Source organism: Bartonella sp. SL317, assembly GCF_059687655.1.
Genome location: NZ_CM185144.1, coordinates 1403252 through 1419888 on the forward strand (window position 1 = coordinate 1403252; position 16637 = coordinate 1419888).

14 protein-coding genes are annotated in these 16637 nt (G+C 36.5%); 5 read left to right on the forward strand and 9 right to left on the reverse strand.

Annotation, left to right across the window (positions count from 1 at the left end; translation table 11 throughout):
- Positions 1-263: 263 nt before the first annotated feature.
- Positions 264-1688, reverse strand: coding sequence for a metalloprotease TldD (gene tldD / locus AC6ER9_RS05870; RefSeq protein WP_497073865.1), 1425 nt, complete (start codon positions 1686-1688; stop codon positions 264-266).
- Positions 1689-1798: 110 nt separating this feature from the next.
- Positions 1799-2338, reverse strand: coding sequence for an invasion associated locus B family protein (locus AC6ER9_RS05875; RefSeq protein WP_497073866.1), 540 nt, complete (start codon positions 2336-2338; stop codon positions 1799-1801).
- A gap of 410 nt (positions 2339-2748) precedes the next feature.
- On the opposite strand from AC6ER9_RS05875, the gene cyoE reads away from it, so the two are divergent.
- The 4 genes from cyoE to rnhA all read left to right on the forward strand — a co-directional run bounded on the left by cyoE (position 2749) and on the right by rnhA (position 6329).
- On the forward strand, positions 2749-3666 hold the full coding sequence (gene cyoE, locus AC6ER9_RS05880; protein WP_497073867.1) for a heme o synthase: 918 nt from the start codon (positions 2749-2751) through the stop codon (positions 3664-3666).
- A gap of 184 nt (positions 3667-3850) precedes the next feature.
- Positions 3851-4897 carry a 4-hydroxy-3-methylbut-2-enyl diphosphate reductase gene (ispH, locus tag AC6ER9_RS05885; RefSeq protein WP_497073868.1) on the forward strand — a complete coding sequence of 349 codons (1047 nt, stop codon included), beginning with the start codon at positions 3851-3853 and terminating at the stop codon, positions 4895-4897.
- Positions 4897-5856 (forward strand): homoserine kinase, encoded by a 960-nt coding sequence (locus tag AC6ER9_RS05890; RefSeq protein WP_497073869.1) that lies wholly within the window; start codon positions 4897-4899, stop codon positions 5854-5856. The genes ispH and AC6ER9_RS05890 overlap by 1 nt, the downstream gene beginning before the upstream one ends.
- 5 nt (positions 5857-5861) lie before the next feature.
- Positions 5862-6329, forward strand: coding sequence for a ribonuclease HI (rnhA, locus tag AC6ER9_RS05895; RefSeq protein ID WP_497073870.1), 468 nt, complete (start codon positions 5862-5864; stop codon positions 6327-6329).
- A gap of 28 nt (positions 6330-6357) precedes the next feature.
- Here the strand turns inward: rnhA and AC6ER9_RS05900 are convergent, their stop codons facing one another.
- The gene (locus AC6ER9_RS05900) at positions 6358-7236 is read right to left on the reverse strand and encodes a protein-disulfide reductase DsbD domain-containing protein (RefSeq protein WP_497073871.1); all 879 of its coding nucleotides are present in this window, start codon (positions 7234-7236) and stop codon (positions 6358-6360) included.
- Positions 7237-7307: 71 nt separating this feature from the next.
- Here AC6ER9_RS05900 and AC6ER9_RS05905 point away from each other — a divergent pair, with 71 nt between their 5' ends.
- The gene (locus AC6ER9_RS05905; RefSeq protein ID WP_497073872.1) at positions 7308-7892 is read left to right on the forward strand and encodes a YqgE/AlgH family protein; all 585 of its coding nucleotides are present in this window, start codon (positions 7308-7310) and stop codon (positions 7890-7892) included.
- Positions 7893-8295: 403 nt separating this feature from the next.
- Here AC6ER9_RS05905 and AC6ER9_RS05910 read toward each other — a convergent pair whose 3' ends face one another.
- From AC6ER9_RS05910 to AC6ER9_RS05935, 6 genes are all read right to left on the reverse strand, one after another.
- Positions 8296-11181 carry an EAL domain-containing protein gene (locus AC6ER9_RS05910; protein ID WP_497073873.1) on the reverse strand — a complete coding sequence of 962 codons (2886 nt, stop codon included), beginning with the start codon at positions 11179-11181 and terminating at the stop codon, positions 8296-8298.
- 400 nt (positions 11182-11581) lie between these two features.
- A complete protein-coding gene (locus tag AC6ER9_RS05915) occupies positions 11582-12856 on the reverse strand; it encodes a M16 family metallopeptidase (RefSeq protein ID WP_497073874.1) in 1275 nt (424 codons plus the stop codon).
- An 84-nt stretch (positions 12857-12940) separates the two neighbouring features.
- Positions 12941-14338 (reverse strand): threonine synthase, encoded by a 1398-nt coding sequence (gene thrC, locus AC6ER9_RS05920; RefSeq protein WP_497073875.1) that lies wholly within the window; start codon positions 14336-14338, stop codon positions 12941-12943.
- A gap of 634 nt (positions 14339-14972) precedes the next feature.
- Positions 14973-15344 carry a hypothetical protein gene (locus AC6ER9_RS05925; protein ID WP_497073876.1) on the reverse strand — a complete coding sequence of 124 codons (372 nt, stop codon included), beginning with the start codon at positions 15342-15344 and terminating at the stop codon, positions 14973-14975.
- A gap of 211 nt (positions 15345-15555) precedes the next feature.
- Positions 15556-15918: a hypothetical protein gene (locus tag AC6ER9_RS05930; protein WP_497073877.1), complete on the reverse strand. Its 363-nt coding sequence runs from the start codon at positions 15916-15918 to the stop codon at positions 15556-15558.
- A 174-nt stretch (positions 15919-16092) separates the two neighbouring features.
- Positions 16093-16464 carry a hypothetical protein gene (locus AC6ER9_RS05935; protein WP_497073878.1) on the reverse strand — a complete coding sequence of 124 codons (372 nt, stop codon included), beginning with the start codon at positions 16462-16464 and terminating at the stop codon, positions 16093-16095.
- Between the last annotated feature and the right edge of the window lie 173 nt (positions 16465-16637).

The window sequence follows — 16637 nt, forward strand, 5'->3', positions numbered from 1 at the left end:
GAGCGGTTCATGAGAGGTATGCCTCTCTTATACAGTTTCGCTCCACATGGCTCTTGTCGCTTGTAACGTACAAACCAAGGACTTTTATTGATTCAACATACATAGATTCAAAATAAGAAAATCTTAGGGTATTCGAGGGGCTAAGTTAAATTGAATAAAAATAAATTATTTTTATAAATCAATATGTTGCATCAAAAATATTTTTCCTCATAAACCATCTTAATAAACAAGAAGAAGAAAATCTTTGGAAAAAATAAGCAAGCTTATTCATTTATCAGCGCAGTTCCACCAATTGTCATATTATTAATTCGCAAATGAGGCTGCCCAACACCAACAGGAACATTTTGTCCTGCTTTTCCGCACATACCAATACCATTATCCAATTTACTATCATTTCCAATCATTGTAATGCGTTGCATAGCATCTGGACCATTTCCAATAAGAGTTGCTCCTTTGATTGGTGCACCAATTTTACCATTTTCTACTCGGTATGCTTCAGTACATTCAAAGACGAATTTCCCAGAAGTAATATCAACTTGTCCTCCACCAAATGAAACAGCATAAATACCATTTTTTAAGGAAGAAAGGATTTCTTCTGGTGTTTTATCTCCTCCTAGCATGAGTGTATTGGTCATTCGTGGCATTGGGGCATGTGCATAGGATTCACGCCGTCCATTTCCTGTTGATTGTCCCCCCATAAGCCGTGCATTAAGCCTATCTTGCATAAAACCAACGAGTTTTCCATCTTCAATGAGAACGTTATATCCTGAAGGGGTTCCCTCATCATCGATAGTAAGTGAACCACGGCATTGCGGAATTGTTCCATCATCCACAACTGTAACACCTTTTGCTGCAACTTGTTGTCCTAAAAGTCCAGCAAAAGCAGAGGTTTTTTTGCGGTTAAAATCACCTTCTAAACCATGCCCCACGGCTTCATGGAGCATAACGCCAGGCCATCCATTGGCTAAAACAACATCAAATGTTCCAGCTGGTGCTGCTTCTGCTTCTAAATTTGTTAAAGCCATACGTAAGGCTTCATCCGCGGCTTTTTTCCAATTATCTTCACGAATAAATTGCTCAAATGCTTGTCGCCCTCCACAGCCATAAAAGCCATTTTCACGTCGATTGCCTTCAGCGGCAACCACAGATATAGAAAGTCGCACAAGGGGCCGAATATCACGAATCAAATGTCCATCTGCCCGTAAAATTTCGACATGCTGTAGTGAGCCAGAAAGAGAAACAGTTACTTGATGCAATTTATCATTTTTAGCCCGTAAATAGGCATCAATTTTTTGCAAAAGAGCACTTTTTTCTTCAAAAGATGGAGTATCCAGAGGATTATGCGGTTGATAAAGTCTCTTATTTGTTTGTTGAGGGGCTATGCTATAAGATCCTGCATGATTATTATAGGTAACAGCTTTAGCTGCTTCACTCGCGCGTTTGAGTGCAGCAGCTGATAATTCACTAGAATGTGCATATCCAGTTGCCTCTCCAGCAACGACGCGAAGACCAAACCCCATATCTTGATGGAAAGAGCCGTTTTTAAGCTGTCCATTATCAAATAAAAGAGCTTCGCTTTCTGTATACTCGAGGTAAAGCTCGCCATCATCAGCATGATGAAGCGTTTCCTCTACCAGCGACTGAACTTTAGAGGAAGCAATATCAAAATGATCAATCAGCGATTTCATAAGAATTATCCTATTTTTATTGAGGGCTCAGAAGATTTTTATTGATCTAACTTAAGAAGCTCTTAAAACATATGATGAGATTTTAATTGTCCAATGTATGTTAATTTCATTCATGTGGGTAGGGCTGCATAGGCTTCACTGAGGCCCTGAAGATCAACAAGACCTCCAATTCCTTGTTCAGGGGTTGTAAAGATAAGATAGGTTGCCATTTTTCCTTTTAAAAAGAGTTGCAATATGTTTTCTTTCAGAAAAGCTTCAGCAACACAATTATCACCAAGACAACGACGATATTCCATTCTTCCCATATTCTTATCATCAATTTTAATTCCAATACCGGGACGTAACTCAACGCGAATCGGAACAAAAACACGCATTAAAGCTCCTTGCTTTTGAGGAAGTTTATAAAATGTAATGCGTAAGGTAATATCATGGCGCCCTTGGGTATGGACATTTTGTATAGCTTCACATTGCATATTTGGTGTTCCTGGTGGCAAAGCACAAACCTTTGTCCATGCACCATAGGTTTGTGGAGTAGGCACATTTTGCGTATAGGGTGTTTGTGCAAGAGCATGATTAATCAAACCACCATAAAGTATGTGAAGAACAGCACCAATAAAAAAAGTTTTTTTAAGTAATTTATAAAGTATCACAGAAAATCCTATCCGATTCAACACACACAATCATGCATAGATTTGCATAAAAAAATGAATTCCTCACGTAAAAACTATAACACAAAACCAGTATTTACCCAAATATATTCATCTCTATGCAAGAAAACAAAGAGAAATGAGGGACAAGAACATTTTATAGGAGATAAATTTTCAGCATGGCTTTATAATGCTAGGTAGGATACATTTATAATATAAGAGAGTGTATTGATTTAAAAAATGTATTTTTGTTGCAAATATTCCTACCTATTTTAAGGGGGGATACAAGAAGGGTATACCGTATTTTCTCAAAAATATGATTGGTTTTAATGGGTTATTGCTATACGCTAGATAATGTTTGCCAAATAATATTTGTTTGTGAATGACAGAAATGAAAAAGGGTTTTGAGTGGAATGTCTGTTTCAGAAGAGTTATCGGTTGCGAAGGGGCAGTCAACGCCACCAAAATCCAGTATCGGTGATTATATCACATTATTAAAGCCACGTGTTATGTCACTTGTGGTCTTTACAGCATTGGTTGGTTTGGTGGTGTCTCCTGTTCCCATCAATCCGTGGTATGGTTTTTTAGCAATCTTATGTATTGCTGCTGGCGGCGGCGGTGCGGGGGCACTGAATATGTGGTATGATGCTGACATAGATGCTGTGATGGAACGGACCAAAAAGCGTCCTATTCCTATGGGTAAAATCAGCCCCCAAAAGGCATTTATTTTTGGTATGGTTTTGTCTCTGCTTTCGGTATTGGTTATGGGGAGCTTCATTAATTGGTTTTCGGCATTTTTTCTGGCTTTTACAATTTTCTTTTATGTCGTTATCTATACGATTTGGTTAAAGCGTATTACACCACAAAATATTGTTATTGGGGGTGCTTCTGGGGCTTTTCCACCAATGATCGGATGGGCTGTCACAACTGGGACAGTGAGTTTTGATAGCTTTTTATTATTTTTAATCATTTTTATGTGGACCCCCCCTCATTTTTGGGCCCTCTCTTTATTTTCATCTCTTGATTATGAGGCAGCAGGTGTTCCTATGATGCCTAATGTACGAGGTGAATACTCAACAAAAAAACAGATCTTATTTTATACGATTTTAATGGTACTGTGCGCTATTGCTCCTTGCTTTACGGGTCTTGGTGGAATTTTTTATGGTATCTTTTCGACAATTTTAGGCATTATTTTTATTTATTTTGCCTATCGTTTGTTGAAAGCTGATACACATGATGAAACTGTTTTGATGGCTAAAAAAACGTTTTTCTTTTCGTTACTTTATTTAGCAGCTATCTTTGGAGCTCTTTTGATTGAATATTTTGTTTGATATTCAATCATTCTTTAGTCGTATAAAAGAAAATTTTAAAAGAGCTTTGCTGCAAGAAAATGTTGTAAATAGAGTGTGTTCCTATGCAAAAGATGGTATTGCGCATTTTTTTACATTACTTATTCGTGTATAACGATAGGTTGTTTGAATACGAGACTAAAGCTGTAGAGATTAAGGATGATGTATGTCTGGACTTCCCCCTTTAACGATACGTCTTTGTGGGCCCCGTGGATTTTGTGCAGGGGTTGATCGTGCTATCCAGATTGTTCTCCTTGCATTAAAAAAATACAGTGCTCCCGTATATGTTCGTCATGAAATTGTACACAACCGCTACGTAGTTGAGGGATTACAGCAACGGGGTGCTGTTTTTGTTGAAGAACTTGATGAGATTCCAGAAGAACATCGCAAGCAACCGGTTGTTTTTTCTGCCCATGGTGTCCCAAAATCTGTCTCAGAAGAAGCACGGCATTATAATTTGTTTTATCTTGATGCAACATGTCCGTTGGTCTCGAAAGTTCACAAACAAGCAATAAGGCATCAACGTCATGGTCGCCATGTTATATTGATTGGTCATGCTGGCCATCCTGAGGTGATAGGAACAATGGGACAGCTTGAAGAAGGAGCTGTGACGCTTATTGAAACGATAGAAGATGCTTTGCATTATCACCCCAATGATCCAGATAAATTAGGATTTGTTACACAAACAACGCTTTCTGTTGAAGATACAGCAGGAATTCTGGATGTATTAAAACGACGTTTTCCTACATTAGCAGCTCCAGCAGCTGAGTCAATTTGTTATGCTACAACGAATAGACAAGATGCGGTTAAAGCAGCAGCAAAGGGGAGTGATTTGTTTTTGATTGTGGGGGCACCCAATTCTTCTAATTCACGACGTTTGGTAGAGGTTGCCGAAAAGTCTGGTGCGCGGCAAGCTATTTTAGTTCAACGCGCTGATGAAATTAATTTTGAAAACCTAAAAGCTCTTTCTGTTGTTAGTCTTTCAGCAGGGGCTTCAGCGCCTGAAATTATTATTGATGAAATTATTGCAGCATTTCGTGCGCATTATGAGGTAACAATAGAACTAGCTGAAACACTGGTGGAAACGGAAAGATTTTTAGTGAGTCGTGAATTACGTGATGTTATTTTAACATCTCAGGATATGGCATTTGTAAATGGTCAAGCAAAAAATGAAAATCAGAATACAGATATATCTACAACGAAAGCAGAATAATGGCCGTTTATACAAATATTCATCCAAATGATTTAAAAGCATTTTTAACACGCTATGCAATAGGGTCGCTTTTGTCTTATCAAGGGATAGAGGAGGGGATTGAAAATTCTAACTTTATGCTGGAGACAACACAAGGGCAGTTTATTTTAACACTTTATGAAAAGCGTATTTCAAAAGATGATTTACCTTTTTTTTGCCGCTTAATGCAGCATTTAGGACAGCGTGGAATTCCTTGTCCACAACCTCTTATTCAAAATGATGGAACAATGATCGGTGAACTAGCAGGACGCCCTGCTGCTATTATTACTTTTCTGGAAGGAGAGTGGATCCGACAGCCCAATATAGGTCATTGTGGCGAAGTAGGTAGGGGGTTAGCACAATTGCATTTAGCAGGACAGGACTTTACCCTCAGTCGTAAAAATACGCTTTCTGTTATGGACTGGCAAGTATTATGGCAACGTTGTCAAAATACAGAAGATGCATTGTTAAAAGAATTTGGACAAAAAATTGAGTTTGAATTGGCTTTTTTACAAGAAAATTGGCCGTTCAATTTACCAACAGGCATTATTCACGCAGATTTATTTAATGATAACGTCTTTTTTGTGAATCATCGTCTTTCTGGTATGATAGATTTCTATTTTGCTTGTAATGACTTTTTTTCTTATGATTTAGCAATCTGTTTAAATGCTTGGTGCTTTGAGCCTGATTATTCCTATAATCTTACCAAAGCACGTAAGTTATTGGAAAACTATCAAAAAATAAGACCATTGATCCCTTTAGAATTGGAAAAGATTGTTTTATTGGCTCGTGGTGCTTCTTTACGTTTTTTACTCACGCGTCTTTATGATTGGTTTAATACACCGCCTGATAGCTTTGTTATTAGGAAAGATCCATGGGAATATTGGCACAAACTTTGTTTTTTCAGTCATGTAAATTCGCTTAGTGAATTAGGTTTGTAAATTTTATGGCAACTCAACAAAAGGTCGTTGAAATTTATACAGATGGTGCTTGCTCCGGAAACCCTGGAGTCGGAGGTTGGGGAGCAATTTTACGCTGGAATAGTCATGAACGTGAGCTTTATGGTGGTAAGGCCCACACAACAAACAATCAAATGGAACTCATGGCGGCAATTTGCGCATTAAAGGCGCTTAAAGAGCCTTGTTCGGTCGATCTTTATACAGATTCAGTTTATGTGCGTAATGGTATATCTAAGTGGCTTGAAGGTTGGAAAAAAAATAATTGGCGCACTGCATCAAAAAGTCCTGTGAAAAATGTGGAGTTATGGCAGGCTCTTGAAGATGCTTGTTCTTGTCATACGGTCAGATGGCACTGGGTAAAAGGGCATGCAGGACACCCAGAGAATGAACGCGCTGATGCTCTTGCGCGCAAAGCAATTACTGAATATCGCGAAAATGGACGTTTTTTGACATAATTGCTGCTTGAGAAGCTTTGCTCTTCTATCATGGGATAGCAAGAGGGGGTGATTGTGTATGGAATATAAATATTCCACTTAAAGCGTGATCTTTAAAAGAAACTGTATAAAAAATTTTTTGATCTGTTTTCTCTGGTACGAAATAGAGTGGAGCGCTAAAGAGCGAATATTTTGCATTATCACTGATTTTTTTGGCTGCTCCAATTTGCATTTCCCCTCCATCTAAAAAGAGAGAGGAAGGTGCGGTTTTGTTATTGTTGTGTATTTTTATAAGGAGGGTATTGTTATTTTTTTTGGCGCTTATTTTTAGGGTATTTTGCATCATGCGTGGCAAAGAATCTTGGGCATTTTTTAACAAGGAAGCGGGAATGGGGTTGTTTTTTAGAGAAGATGACAAAAAATCAAAGTTAACAGTCAATGGAAGGCAGATTTTATGGCATAATCCAAGAGTGAAAGTACCATTTAAATTTTTGCTTGAAGAAGATAGATTAAAGGGCAATATCACTTTATTTTTATAGCCTAATGACCAATCATTTTCTGTTTCAAAAAGCTGTGGAGTAGGATAAAAGATTTCATAAGAAACCTGTTGGTTAAAATTAAAGAAGGGGGCCATTCCTGAATTACCTGGATTACGCCAATATGTTTTCCATCCTGGTTTAAGCACAATTTCAATAAATCCTTCTCTCATTCCAGAAGGAGAAGGTTCAGTGATTGCTAAGCGGATACGTCCCCCCTCTGATTTCTGCCAAGAGGTTGCAAAAAGCTGGAGTTCTTGTTCTGTTTGAGCCTTTATAGGAATATTAAGTAATTCTAAAACGATGAATGTTAAGATTAAAGTAACGAAAATCCTTTTATAAAAGAAAGCTGCGATATTTTGTAAATTTATAAATATGTAACTTTTTTTCATTTGAGTTTTATTTTCCTAGTGTAATAAATGAACAAACTTTTATCGTGTAAATTATGGAGAATAACAGATTAATGAAGCAGTGTAATGGCTTTTTGGGTGGACAATTACTCATAGCAATGCCTGGGATGAATGACAAACGCTTTATTCGTTCTGTTATTTATATTTGTGCGCATTCTGATACCGGTGCGATGGGCATTATTCTTAATCAATTGCATCATATTGATTTTCCAGAGCTTTTGCTTCATCTTGGTGTCATCGACAGTGGACAAAAAAAAGGTCTTTCTGAATCAGTAAAACAGTTTCCAGTTCGCTATGGGGGGCCTGTTGATCCTTTGCGTGGTTTTGTCCTTCATTCAGATGATTATGCGTGTGAAGAAACTGTTTTTATTGCAGATAAGGTCTGCTTTACTGCGACAACTGATATATTAAAAGCGATCAGTTGTGAACAAGGTCCACAGCATGCACTGGTAGCGTTAGGCTATGCCGGATGGAAAGCTGGTCAACTTGAGGAAGAAATCTCTACAAACGGTTGGTTAATCAGTTCTACATCCCCTAGTTTTCTTTTTGAAAGTGATTTAAGTTGCAAATATGATAAGAGTTTAACACGCATGGGGATTGATCCAACCTATCTTGCTTCCGTAATGGGGCACGCGTAAAGTTTTTTCTCAGCCTTTCAATTTTATACGTTATTCCATTCCTTATGTTTTTCTTTTAAAGAAATAACCCTTAGTGCGCTCAATCCCATTTCTCAATGGGTGCTTGTAAGTGGTATAATAGTAAATCCGTTAAACCCTCGTCTTTACGCTTGTGACGCAACAAGCTGGCAGCATCATTGCACACTCATTGTCAGCCCTAAAATGTTACTGACAAGCTCTTGGCGTTTCTCAACAATTCAAGAAAAGGCATTTTTACTGCTTCTTTTTAATAGTTTTTTAGTCACACGGCTCTCCCCATCTGGCAACGTACAAGCGACATGGTTTTGATTGATTCAACATGAGAGAATCTTATGATATTCAGAGTTTTAATCCAAGTTGAATAACGATAAAGCATCCTTATAAATCAGTTTGTTGATTTATAAGGGAAATGGCTTTGAACGAGAGTAATTAATTCTTCTATGGCAATTGGTTTTGTTACAAGTGTGCTTTGAACATATTTACAGCCCTCTTGACGAAGGAAGATCGCTTCTTTTTCATTTTCAACACCTTCTGCGATAATTTGCAAGTTAAGATCTATTGCCATATTAATGATAGATTTAAGAACAAGTTTCTTTTTGAGTGAGTCAATTGAGATAAGTGAACGATCAAGTTTAACCATGTCAAACGGATAACGCACAAGATAGGTCAGTGACGAATAACCTGTTCCAAAATTATCGAGTGCAAGATTCATTCCCAGTGCTTTAATTTGTTCGAGAAAGTGCGCTGATTGTTCAGGATTATTTCTTAAAACAAATTCAGATATTTCAATCATCAAACGCCCTTTGTGGAGCGGATTGCGAAGCAAAGAGGCACGCAGTTGACTGATAAAACGAGAATGAATCATTTCTGCGCTTGGTAAATTAATTGAAATAAAGAAAGACTGTTGGGAGAATTTTTCTTCTACATTTATAAGATCGACAATGGCATTATCGATGATAAATTGTGACAAATCCATAACCATTTGTTCATTTTCTACGATCTTTATGAAATCAGAGACATTTAATTTTCCATAAGTTGGATGATGCCATTCTACAATTGTTTCAAAACCAATAATATGTCCGTCTGATAAATTAAGAATAGGATGATAGAGGATTTTCATCTCATGGCGTTTTATGGCATAATGAATATCCTTTTCCAGCGTATTATGTTCAAGACCCAAAGTGCGAAAGTTAGGACGAAAAGGTTCAATATGGTTTCCACCCATTTGTTTTGCACGAATCATCGCTAATTCACTATCATTAAAAATATCTTTAGCTGTTGATCGGCTTTCACTCCATGTAACCAATCCGATAGACGTTGAAAGGACTATTTTGTTTTCTGAAAGTGAAATAGGGGCTGAAATTGTTTTGTGCAAATGATCTGCGAACGCTGCAATTTTTTGTGGTTCATTTTCACTGAGTAAAATAATTGCAAAACGATCTGCTGAAAGACGCGATAAAGTATCTTGAAAGTTAATAAGGCGATTTAAACGACGGGCGATTATAAGCAATACAGTATCCCCAACAGCTACGCCTAATTTACGATTAATTTGACGAAAATTATCAAAATCAATCATAAAGACGGTTGGTCTAATTTTGATATTTGCTTTTGCCAAAGAGGTATAATTTTGTAGTCTATCAAAGAAAATCTGTTGGTTAGGAAGGCCGGTTAAGCTATCATGGATTGCATCATGCAATAAGCGTTCTTCAGATTTTTTATGGTTCGTAATATTGACAATGGTTCCGATGATACGTGTAATTTTTCCATCTTTTTGCATAGCTGGACGTGCACGAAGAGAAAACCAATGATAATAACCTCCACCGGAAGAAAGCCGAAAAATTTGATCAATGCGTCCTTTTTTATTTTTAAGAATAATATCCAATACGGCTTGAAAGCGCTCACGATCATCATAGTGTAAGGCTGAAATCCAGTTGCGCATAGTTCCATTGAGGTTGTGGCTTTCAGTACCCAAAAGGGTTGTCATGTTTGGATGAACAACAATACGATCACGCTCAATATTCCAATCCCAAATAATATTTCCAGCTCCTTTTGCTGCGAGGACTTGTTGTTCAAGGTCGGAAAATATTCCTTCATGGAAAGCATCATTAGAAAAAGTTTGTTGCAGGACAGTAAAGCTAATGAGAAGAACAATGAGAACTAATCCTCCTGCCAATGCTGGTTGGATAATATCATTGTTTAAATGTCCTTCTATGCAGGCATAGGCTCCGACACACCAAAAGCTAATAAGCAACCATGTTGGGATAAGCATAATAGCACGGTCATAACTTCGAATTGCAAAATAGATGATTAACAGTATACCAAGCACTGCGGTAAGGCCAAAGGATAGACGAGCAATTCCTGCCGCTCTGATTGGATCATAAATAGCAAAGGCTCCTAAACTGAAAAAGGCAATGATCCAAGCGACAGCACCATAACTAAAATGATAATGCCAGCGATTAAGATTAAGGTAGGTAAAAAGAAAAATGAAAAGCGTTGCGGCAAGGGCTACTTCTGTACCAGCACGCCAGACTGGTTGGGTTGTGAGTGTAATTGCAAAGAATTTATTTAAAAAATTAAAGTCAATTCCAATATAAAAAAGCACGGCCCAAGCGACAGCGGCTGTTGCGGGAAACAGCCCTGTTCCACGGACAACGAAGAGAACAGTTAACAAAAGTGCTAAGAGACCTGATATCCCAAGAAGAATACCATGATAAAGTGTATAAGAATTAATAGCATCCTTATAAGCTTCAGGCTTCCATAAATAGATTTGCGGTAGATTTGCAGAGCTAAGTTCGGCCACAAATGTAACAACAGCACCGGGATTGAGAGTAATACGAAAGATATCAGAATTTGCACTAGGTTGACGATCGAGAGAAAAACCTTCACTTGGTGTTATAGATTGAATCCGTTCTGACCCAAGGTCAGGCCAAAACAATCCAGAATGCGCCATGCGGTAATGGGGGGCAACGATGAGACGGTCGACTTGTTCATCCGTTGGGTTTGCAAGAGAAAAAACGGCCCAGTTTCCAGAAAATTTTTTACTTTTTGCCTGCACTTCAATACGCCATACAATACCATCTGGTCCTGGCGCTGTACTTGTTTGAAAAATAGAGTTTTTTGTATGGTGAACTTCAATTGCTTTTGAGAGATCAAGAGCAGCATCCTGAGAAGAAATCTTAACGGGCTCAACGGCATAGGCTGATGTAAGATGGACAAGAGAACTAACGATGATAATGAAAATGATGTCAATTATTTTACGCAAACTCTTCACAATGTCCCACTCTCAATATTTTAGGATATTTAATTTTCATTTAGATTAAAAAAACGTTCACCTTTTATCATTTATTTACATAAGAAACTGTTATCACTTTCTCTTAAAGTTATATAATTTTATCTATAAATAGATCACATCCCCATTTGCTTCAATAAAACTTGAATCGCATGGAGTTTTATATTTTAAAAAAGCAACGTAAAATCATGAATCGCTAAATTTTTCAGACTCTTTATTCATTAGGATCTTTATCACATGAAGGAGGAGTTGGATAGTTTTGTACACTTCTTTGTCCAACATTTCCAAAACTTATTTAATAAGGAGAGTTTTTGTGGTAAATTTTATCATAAAAGTAAAGTATGTGTATGGTATTGTGCTGCTGCTTTAGAAAAGCGGTTGTTTACTTTAGTTTGTATGAAAGAGTTGACGTTAAATCATCAAAATTCATGAGGGGGCCAACAGGTCCTACAGCTGTGAGTGTTGGCGTGGAACTTGTAAAAAGACGATGCGCTAAATCAGTTAATCTTGTAGGTGTGATGAGATTGAGGCGCCCAATTGTTTCTGATATTGGAATGGGGCGACCGTAAAGAAGTATTTGGCGCGCAATGAGATGTGCTTGACTAGCAGGATTTTCTTGGGACATTATGAGATTAGCACGATATTGTGTTCGTGCTCGTTGGAGTTCATTAGCGTGAATATTTTTACTTGCCTTGGAAAGTTCATCAAGAATTACAGGTAAAAGTTCTTTGAGACCTTCTTGTCCAGTTGCTGCATGAACACCAAAAAGCCCAGTATCTGAAAACCCCCAATGAAAAGCATAAATAGAATAGCATAATCCACGTTTTTCTCTTACTTCTTGAAAAAGACGTGAGGACATTCCTCCACCAAGGATGATGGAAAGAATTTGGGCCGCATAAAAATCACGCGCGTGATAAGGGCGCCCCTCAAGTCCTAGAACAACTTGTGTATCCATTAAATCGCGATATTCACGAAAATCGCCGCCGACATAATTTGCAAGATTAGTAAGAGAGGCGGTTGAATGGGAGCGAAAAGTGCCAAGACGACTTTCAACTTCTTTTAGAAAGCTTTCGTGTTTTACAGCTCCTGCTGCAACGACAATCATACGATCTGCACTATATTGTTTATTGATGAAATCATGAAGATCAGCAGATGTAAATGATTGAATAGTTTTAGCTGTTCCTAAAATAGAGCGACCAAGGGATTGATGACGAAAAGCTGTTTCAGTAAAATGATCAAAAACAATATCATCAGGCGTATCATGGGCGGCACCAATTTCCTGAAAAATGACTTGTTTTTCTCGTTCTAGTTCATCTTCATTAAATTTTGAATGCGTCAAAATATCAGCTAAAATGTCGATAGCAAGTGGAATATCACTTTTAAGGACACGTGCAAAGTAAGCTGTTGTTTCAATACTGGTTGTGGCATTGATTTCACCACCAACATCTTCAATATCGGTTGCAATTTGAAAAGCGGTACGGTTTTCGGTTCCTTTAAAAGCCATATGTTCAAGCAGATGGGCAATACCATGCTGTGTGAAGGATTCATTGCGTGAGCCTACTTTAACCCATATGCCAAGTGCAACACTGTCAATCTGTGGCATTGTATGTGTGGCGATAGTCAAACCATTACTAAGACGACTAACATCTACATCCATGTATTTACAACTCCATTAAATAAGCTACACACCTCACTGTTAAGGGTATTAGAATATTCTTGATTTAAATTAATGCAGCTAACTTTAATAAGATGCACGTGATTTTAAAGAAATATAATCTTTTACTATTTTTTCATCATTAGCAAGACTTATGAAGTGTTCTTCATATTTCATAATATCATTGAGATGAGATGGCCATGGGGCATGAATTCCACAAGCATTTTTGATTGTATCAGGAAACTTAGCTGGATGAGCTGTGGCAAGGACAATCATTGGAATATGCGGTTTTTTATTTTCACGCGCTACTTTAAGGGCGACGGCTGTATGTGGATCAACAAGATAGCCACTTTCTTTATAGACACGATCAATTGTTTGTGCTGTTTCAGCTATGTTACTTTTTCCAGCCGAAAAGAGAGAACGAATATTTTTGAGTTGCTTTTCATCAAGAGTAAAAGCTCCCGTTTTTTCCAAATTTTCCATTGCATTACGAATCCACATTGGATCACGATTGCCACTTTCAAAGAGTAAACGTTCAAAATTAGAAGAAACTTGAATATCCATAGAAGGTGATGTAGTATGGGCGATAGGTTGTGTTTTGTAAGTACCGCTGTTCAATGTACGTGCGAGGATGTCATTGTCATTGGTTGCAATAATCAGTTGAGCAATAGGTAACCCCATACGAGCCGCAACATAACCTGCAAAAATATCACCGAAATTTCCAGTAGGAACAGTAAAGGAAACAGCTCTATCAGGCGCACCTAAGGAAAGTGCAGATGAAAAATAGTAAACAATTTGCGCCATAATACGCGCCCAGTTTATAGAATTAACACCTGAAAGGGCTCTTTTTCTACGAAAATCATGATCGTTAAACATTGCTTTAACCAGAGCTTGGCAATCATCAAAATTCCCTTCAATGGCAATGGCATGAACATTGGTACTTTGATTGGTTGTCATTTGCCGTTGTTGAAGCGGTGACACACGTCCTTTAGGAAATAAAATAAAAATATCTGAGTGTTCTTTTCCAGCAAAAGCTTGTATCGCAGCGCCTCCTGTATCACCCGATGTTGCAGCAATAATCGTTGCACATCTATTTTCTTTAGTCAAAACATAATCCATCAATCGAGCAAGAAATTGCATGGCGACATCTTTAAAAGCTAAAGTAGGCCCATGAAAGAGTTCAAGGATAAATTCATTTGTTCCAGTTTGTTGTAACGGACAGACTGCTGGATGGTGGAAGGTTGCATAAGATTCAGCAATCATATTTTCAAAAGCTGTATACTCGATCTCATTATTCACAAAAGGCCACAGAAGTGTTTTAGCAATTGTTGCATAAGACTGGCCACGAAGTGCACGTAACGCATCAAATGATAGTTGGGGAAATTTATCTGGCAGGTAAAGTCCGCCATCATTTGCCAATCCTGTCATGATTGTTTCTGTAAAGTTTAAAGCAGGAGATTGCCCTCTCGTGCTGATATATTTCATAAATTTTATCCTTTTTTATTTCTGGAAAATTGATGAAGTTATTTATTTCATATTTTTCATAATATTTAAATTATTAAATGGATAGAAGTTTATTTTCTTCTTTTTGACTTAATATAAAAGAAAAATGAAAGAAATAGTCTTAAGCATTTTTATTTTTGAGATATAAACTTAAATGTTCACAGAAAACTTGTTATAGTTGAAAAAGTTTCTCTCTATTATTCATTCACTTGAAAGATACAGCGTATCTTCACTTATGTATCTTCCTGAATAATGAGATCAAATATATAGAACGGTATTTATTAAAGAGCTCTTTTGTAAAACTCAATTATCTAGAGTTATTTTACGCTTTTACACCTTGTAACAATTAAATCCGCTAAAACGAATATTGAAATGATACATCTTAAGATACACACTGGAAAATTTATAAGATGATTTTAGGGCATTTTGTGTGCAAATATATATTTTGAATAATCTTTGTTCAGCTTATATACAAACTAAGTATCACATTTGTGCTATATAGTATGGTAACCTAAAAGAGCTTATTAACAGAAAGCATAAAAACAGCCTGCTAAATGATGGAAAGCAGGCTGTAAAATATTCCTATGTTAAATAAAAAGTAACAGAATATCTTTGATCATTTTCCTTTACTTTTTCCGATTGCCCATCCGATCATCCCGCTAAGTATAGACATAATAGATCCTGTCAAGAATCCAAAACCCAAAGCGCCTGTTACAGAAAGAGCGCCTAGAGTAATGGGTTCAAATACTTTCTCTACTTTTCCTTCAATGTCAGCTTCGGCAGCTTTATTTTCTTTTTCATAAGCGAACTCTGGGGCATAGAAAGCAGGGATATTGATAGCTCGTTCCTTTCCTTTTTCCGTGAGAGAAACAGTTTCCTGTTGAGCATCATTTTTCAAATGAGTGGCATGAACATTTATAACTTGTGGAAGTAGAAAAGAAACTGCTACAAAAATATTTAACACGTAATTTTTCAATACTTTTATCATAATTTACCGCCAATATTTTTATTTTAACCTAAATTGAATAGATGCGTCGGTAGAATGAGTGCACATTAAGGAAACAGAAAGCATTTAAAGCTATTTTTTATTCTTAATGGGATAATTCATTCATTTTTTATCACCAACCATGGATAAAAACAGACTGCATCTATAGTTTATATTTCATACGATAAGATCTTATTTTTATAAAATTTCAATTTTAAGAAGATTTAAAGTATGATGTCGCTTTAGTTATTATCCATCCTAACAACAAGCCTACCATACTTGTTGCATATCCGATGGCCATCCCTATACCAAAAGCCCCGACTGTAAAAGGTTCAACAACCTTTTCAAGTTTTCCCGCAAGGGTTATGTCATTTCCCACACCATGATTTAGATTTGACAGATAGATAGAAACGGGATGAACCACATCCTTTCTTTTTTGTACTATTGTAGAAACAAACATATTTTCATGATGATCACTCTTTTGCAAATAGTTTGCATGGACATTGACAACTTGAAAAAGAGAAAAGACAGATATCACGAAAATATTTAAAATATGATTTTTAAAAGATTTAATCATAATTTACCTCAAATACTTTATACTATTTAATATATATGCGTATATTTATAATTTGGATATAATCTACAGCATTTATACTTTAGTAAGGGTATTTTCATTATATAGCGACTTAAAATGAATCAGTAATACATAATTAAGCCTTTATTCTAGTGTTATACAATACATTGAATTACATTAAATTATTTTTTCCATCCTTTTGATGCTCTTGATGTCCTTTACCCAACTTATGATCGATCCTATAACATTCATTACACATCCAACAAGCAATACTCCTGTTACTACAGTTAGAGGCTCAACTACTTTTTCAACTTTCCCTTCAAAGATTGTCCCATTTTGTGTTTGATAACTTACAGATGGAGCATAGAAAGCAGTTGTAGAAACTGCATCAGATTTAGCATTCTTTACTTGCTCCATGAGAGAAACAGAAAATTTCTCTTTTAAGGCACCATTTTCCAAGTAGTTTGCGTTAACACTTACGGTTTGTGAAATAAAAAAAATGCTTCCTATAAAAAAACTTAAGGTATATTTTTTAAATACTTTTACCATAATTTTACCTCACATATTTTTAAGTTTTATATATAAGTAAATATACACATATATAATAATATGTTTATATAACTTACTTTATATAATGACATTTATACATCAATATGTGTTTTTATTCAATATTAAAAAATACAACTATACATTTTTATAAATTTTATTGTAAAAAAGCAACA

Bases quoted from the DNA above. Each gene is read 5' to 3' on its own strand.
- AC6ER9_RS05935 (WP_497073878.1), bottom strand. From the start codon at position 16,464: ATGGTAAAAGTATTTAAAAAATATACCTTAAGTTTTTTTATAGGAAGC.
- cyoE (WP_497073867.1), top strand. From the start codon at position 2,749: ATGTCTGTTTCAGAAGAGTTATCGGTTGCGAAGGGGCAGTCAACGCCA.
- rnhA (WP_497073870.1), top strand. From the start codon at position 5,862: ATGGCAACTCAACAAAAGGTCGTTGAAATTTATACAGATGGTGCTTGC.
- AC6ER9_RS05930 (WP_497073877.1), bottom strand. From the start codon at position 15,918: ATGATTAAATCTTTTAAAAATCATATTTTAAATATTTTCGTGATATCT.
- AC6ER9_RS05890 (WP_497073869.1), top strand. From the start codon at position 4,897: ATGGCCGTTTATACAAATATTCATCCAAATGATTTAAAAGCATTTTTA.
- ispH (WP_497073868.1), top strand. From the start codon at position 3,851: ATGTCTGGACTTCCCCCTTTAACGATACGTCTTTGTGGGCCCCGTGGA.
- AC6ER9_RS05925 (WP_497073876.1), bottom strand. From the start codon at position 15,344: ATGATAAAAGTATTGAAAAATTACGTGTTAAATATTTTTGTAGCAGTT.
- AC6ER9_RS05900 (WP_497073871.1), bottom strand. From the start codon at position 7,236: ATGAAAAAAAGTTACATATTTATAAATTTACAAAATATCGCAGCTTTC.
- thrC (WP_497073875.1), bottom strand. From the start codon at position 14,338: ATGAAATATATCAGCACGAGAGGGCAATCTCCTGCTTTAAACTTTACA.
- AC6ER9_RS05915 (WP_497073874.1), bottom strand. From the start codon at position 12,856: ATGGATGTAGATGTTAGTCGTCTTAGTAATGGTTTGACTATCGCCACA.
- tldD (WP_497073865.1), bottom strand. From the start codon at position 1,688: ATGAAATCGCTGATTGATCATTTTGATATTGCTTCCTCTAAAGTTCAG.
- AC6ER9_RS05905 (WP_497073872.1), top strand. From the start codon at position 7,308: ATGAAGCAGTGTAATGGCTTTTTGGGTGGACAATTACTCATAGCAATG.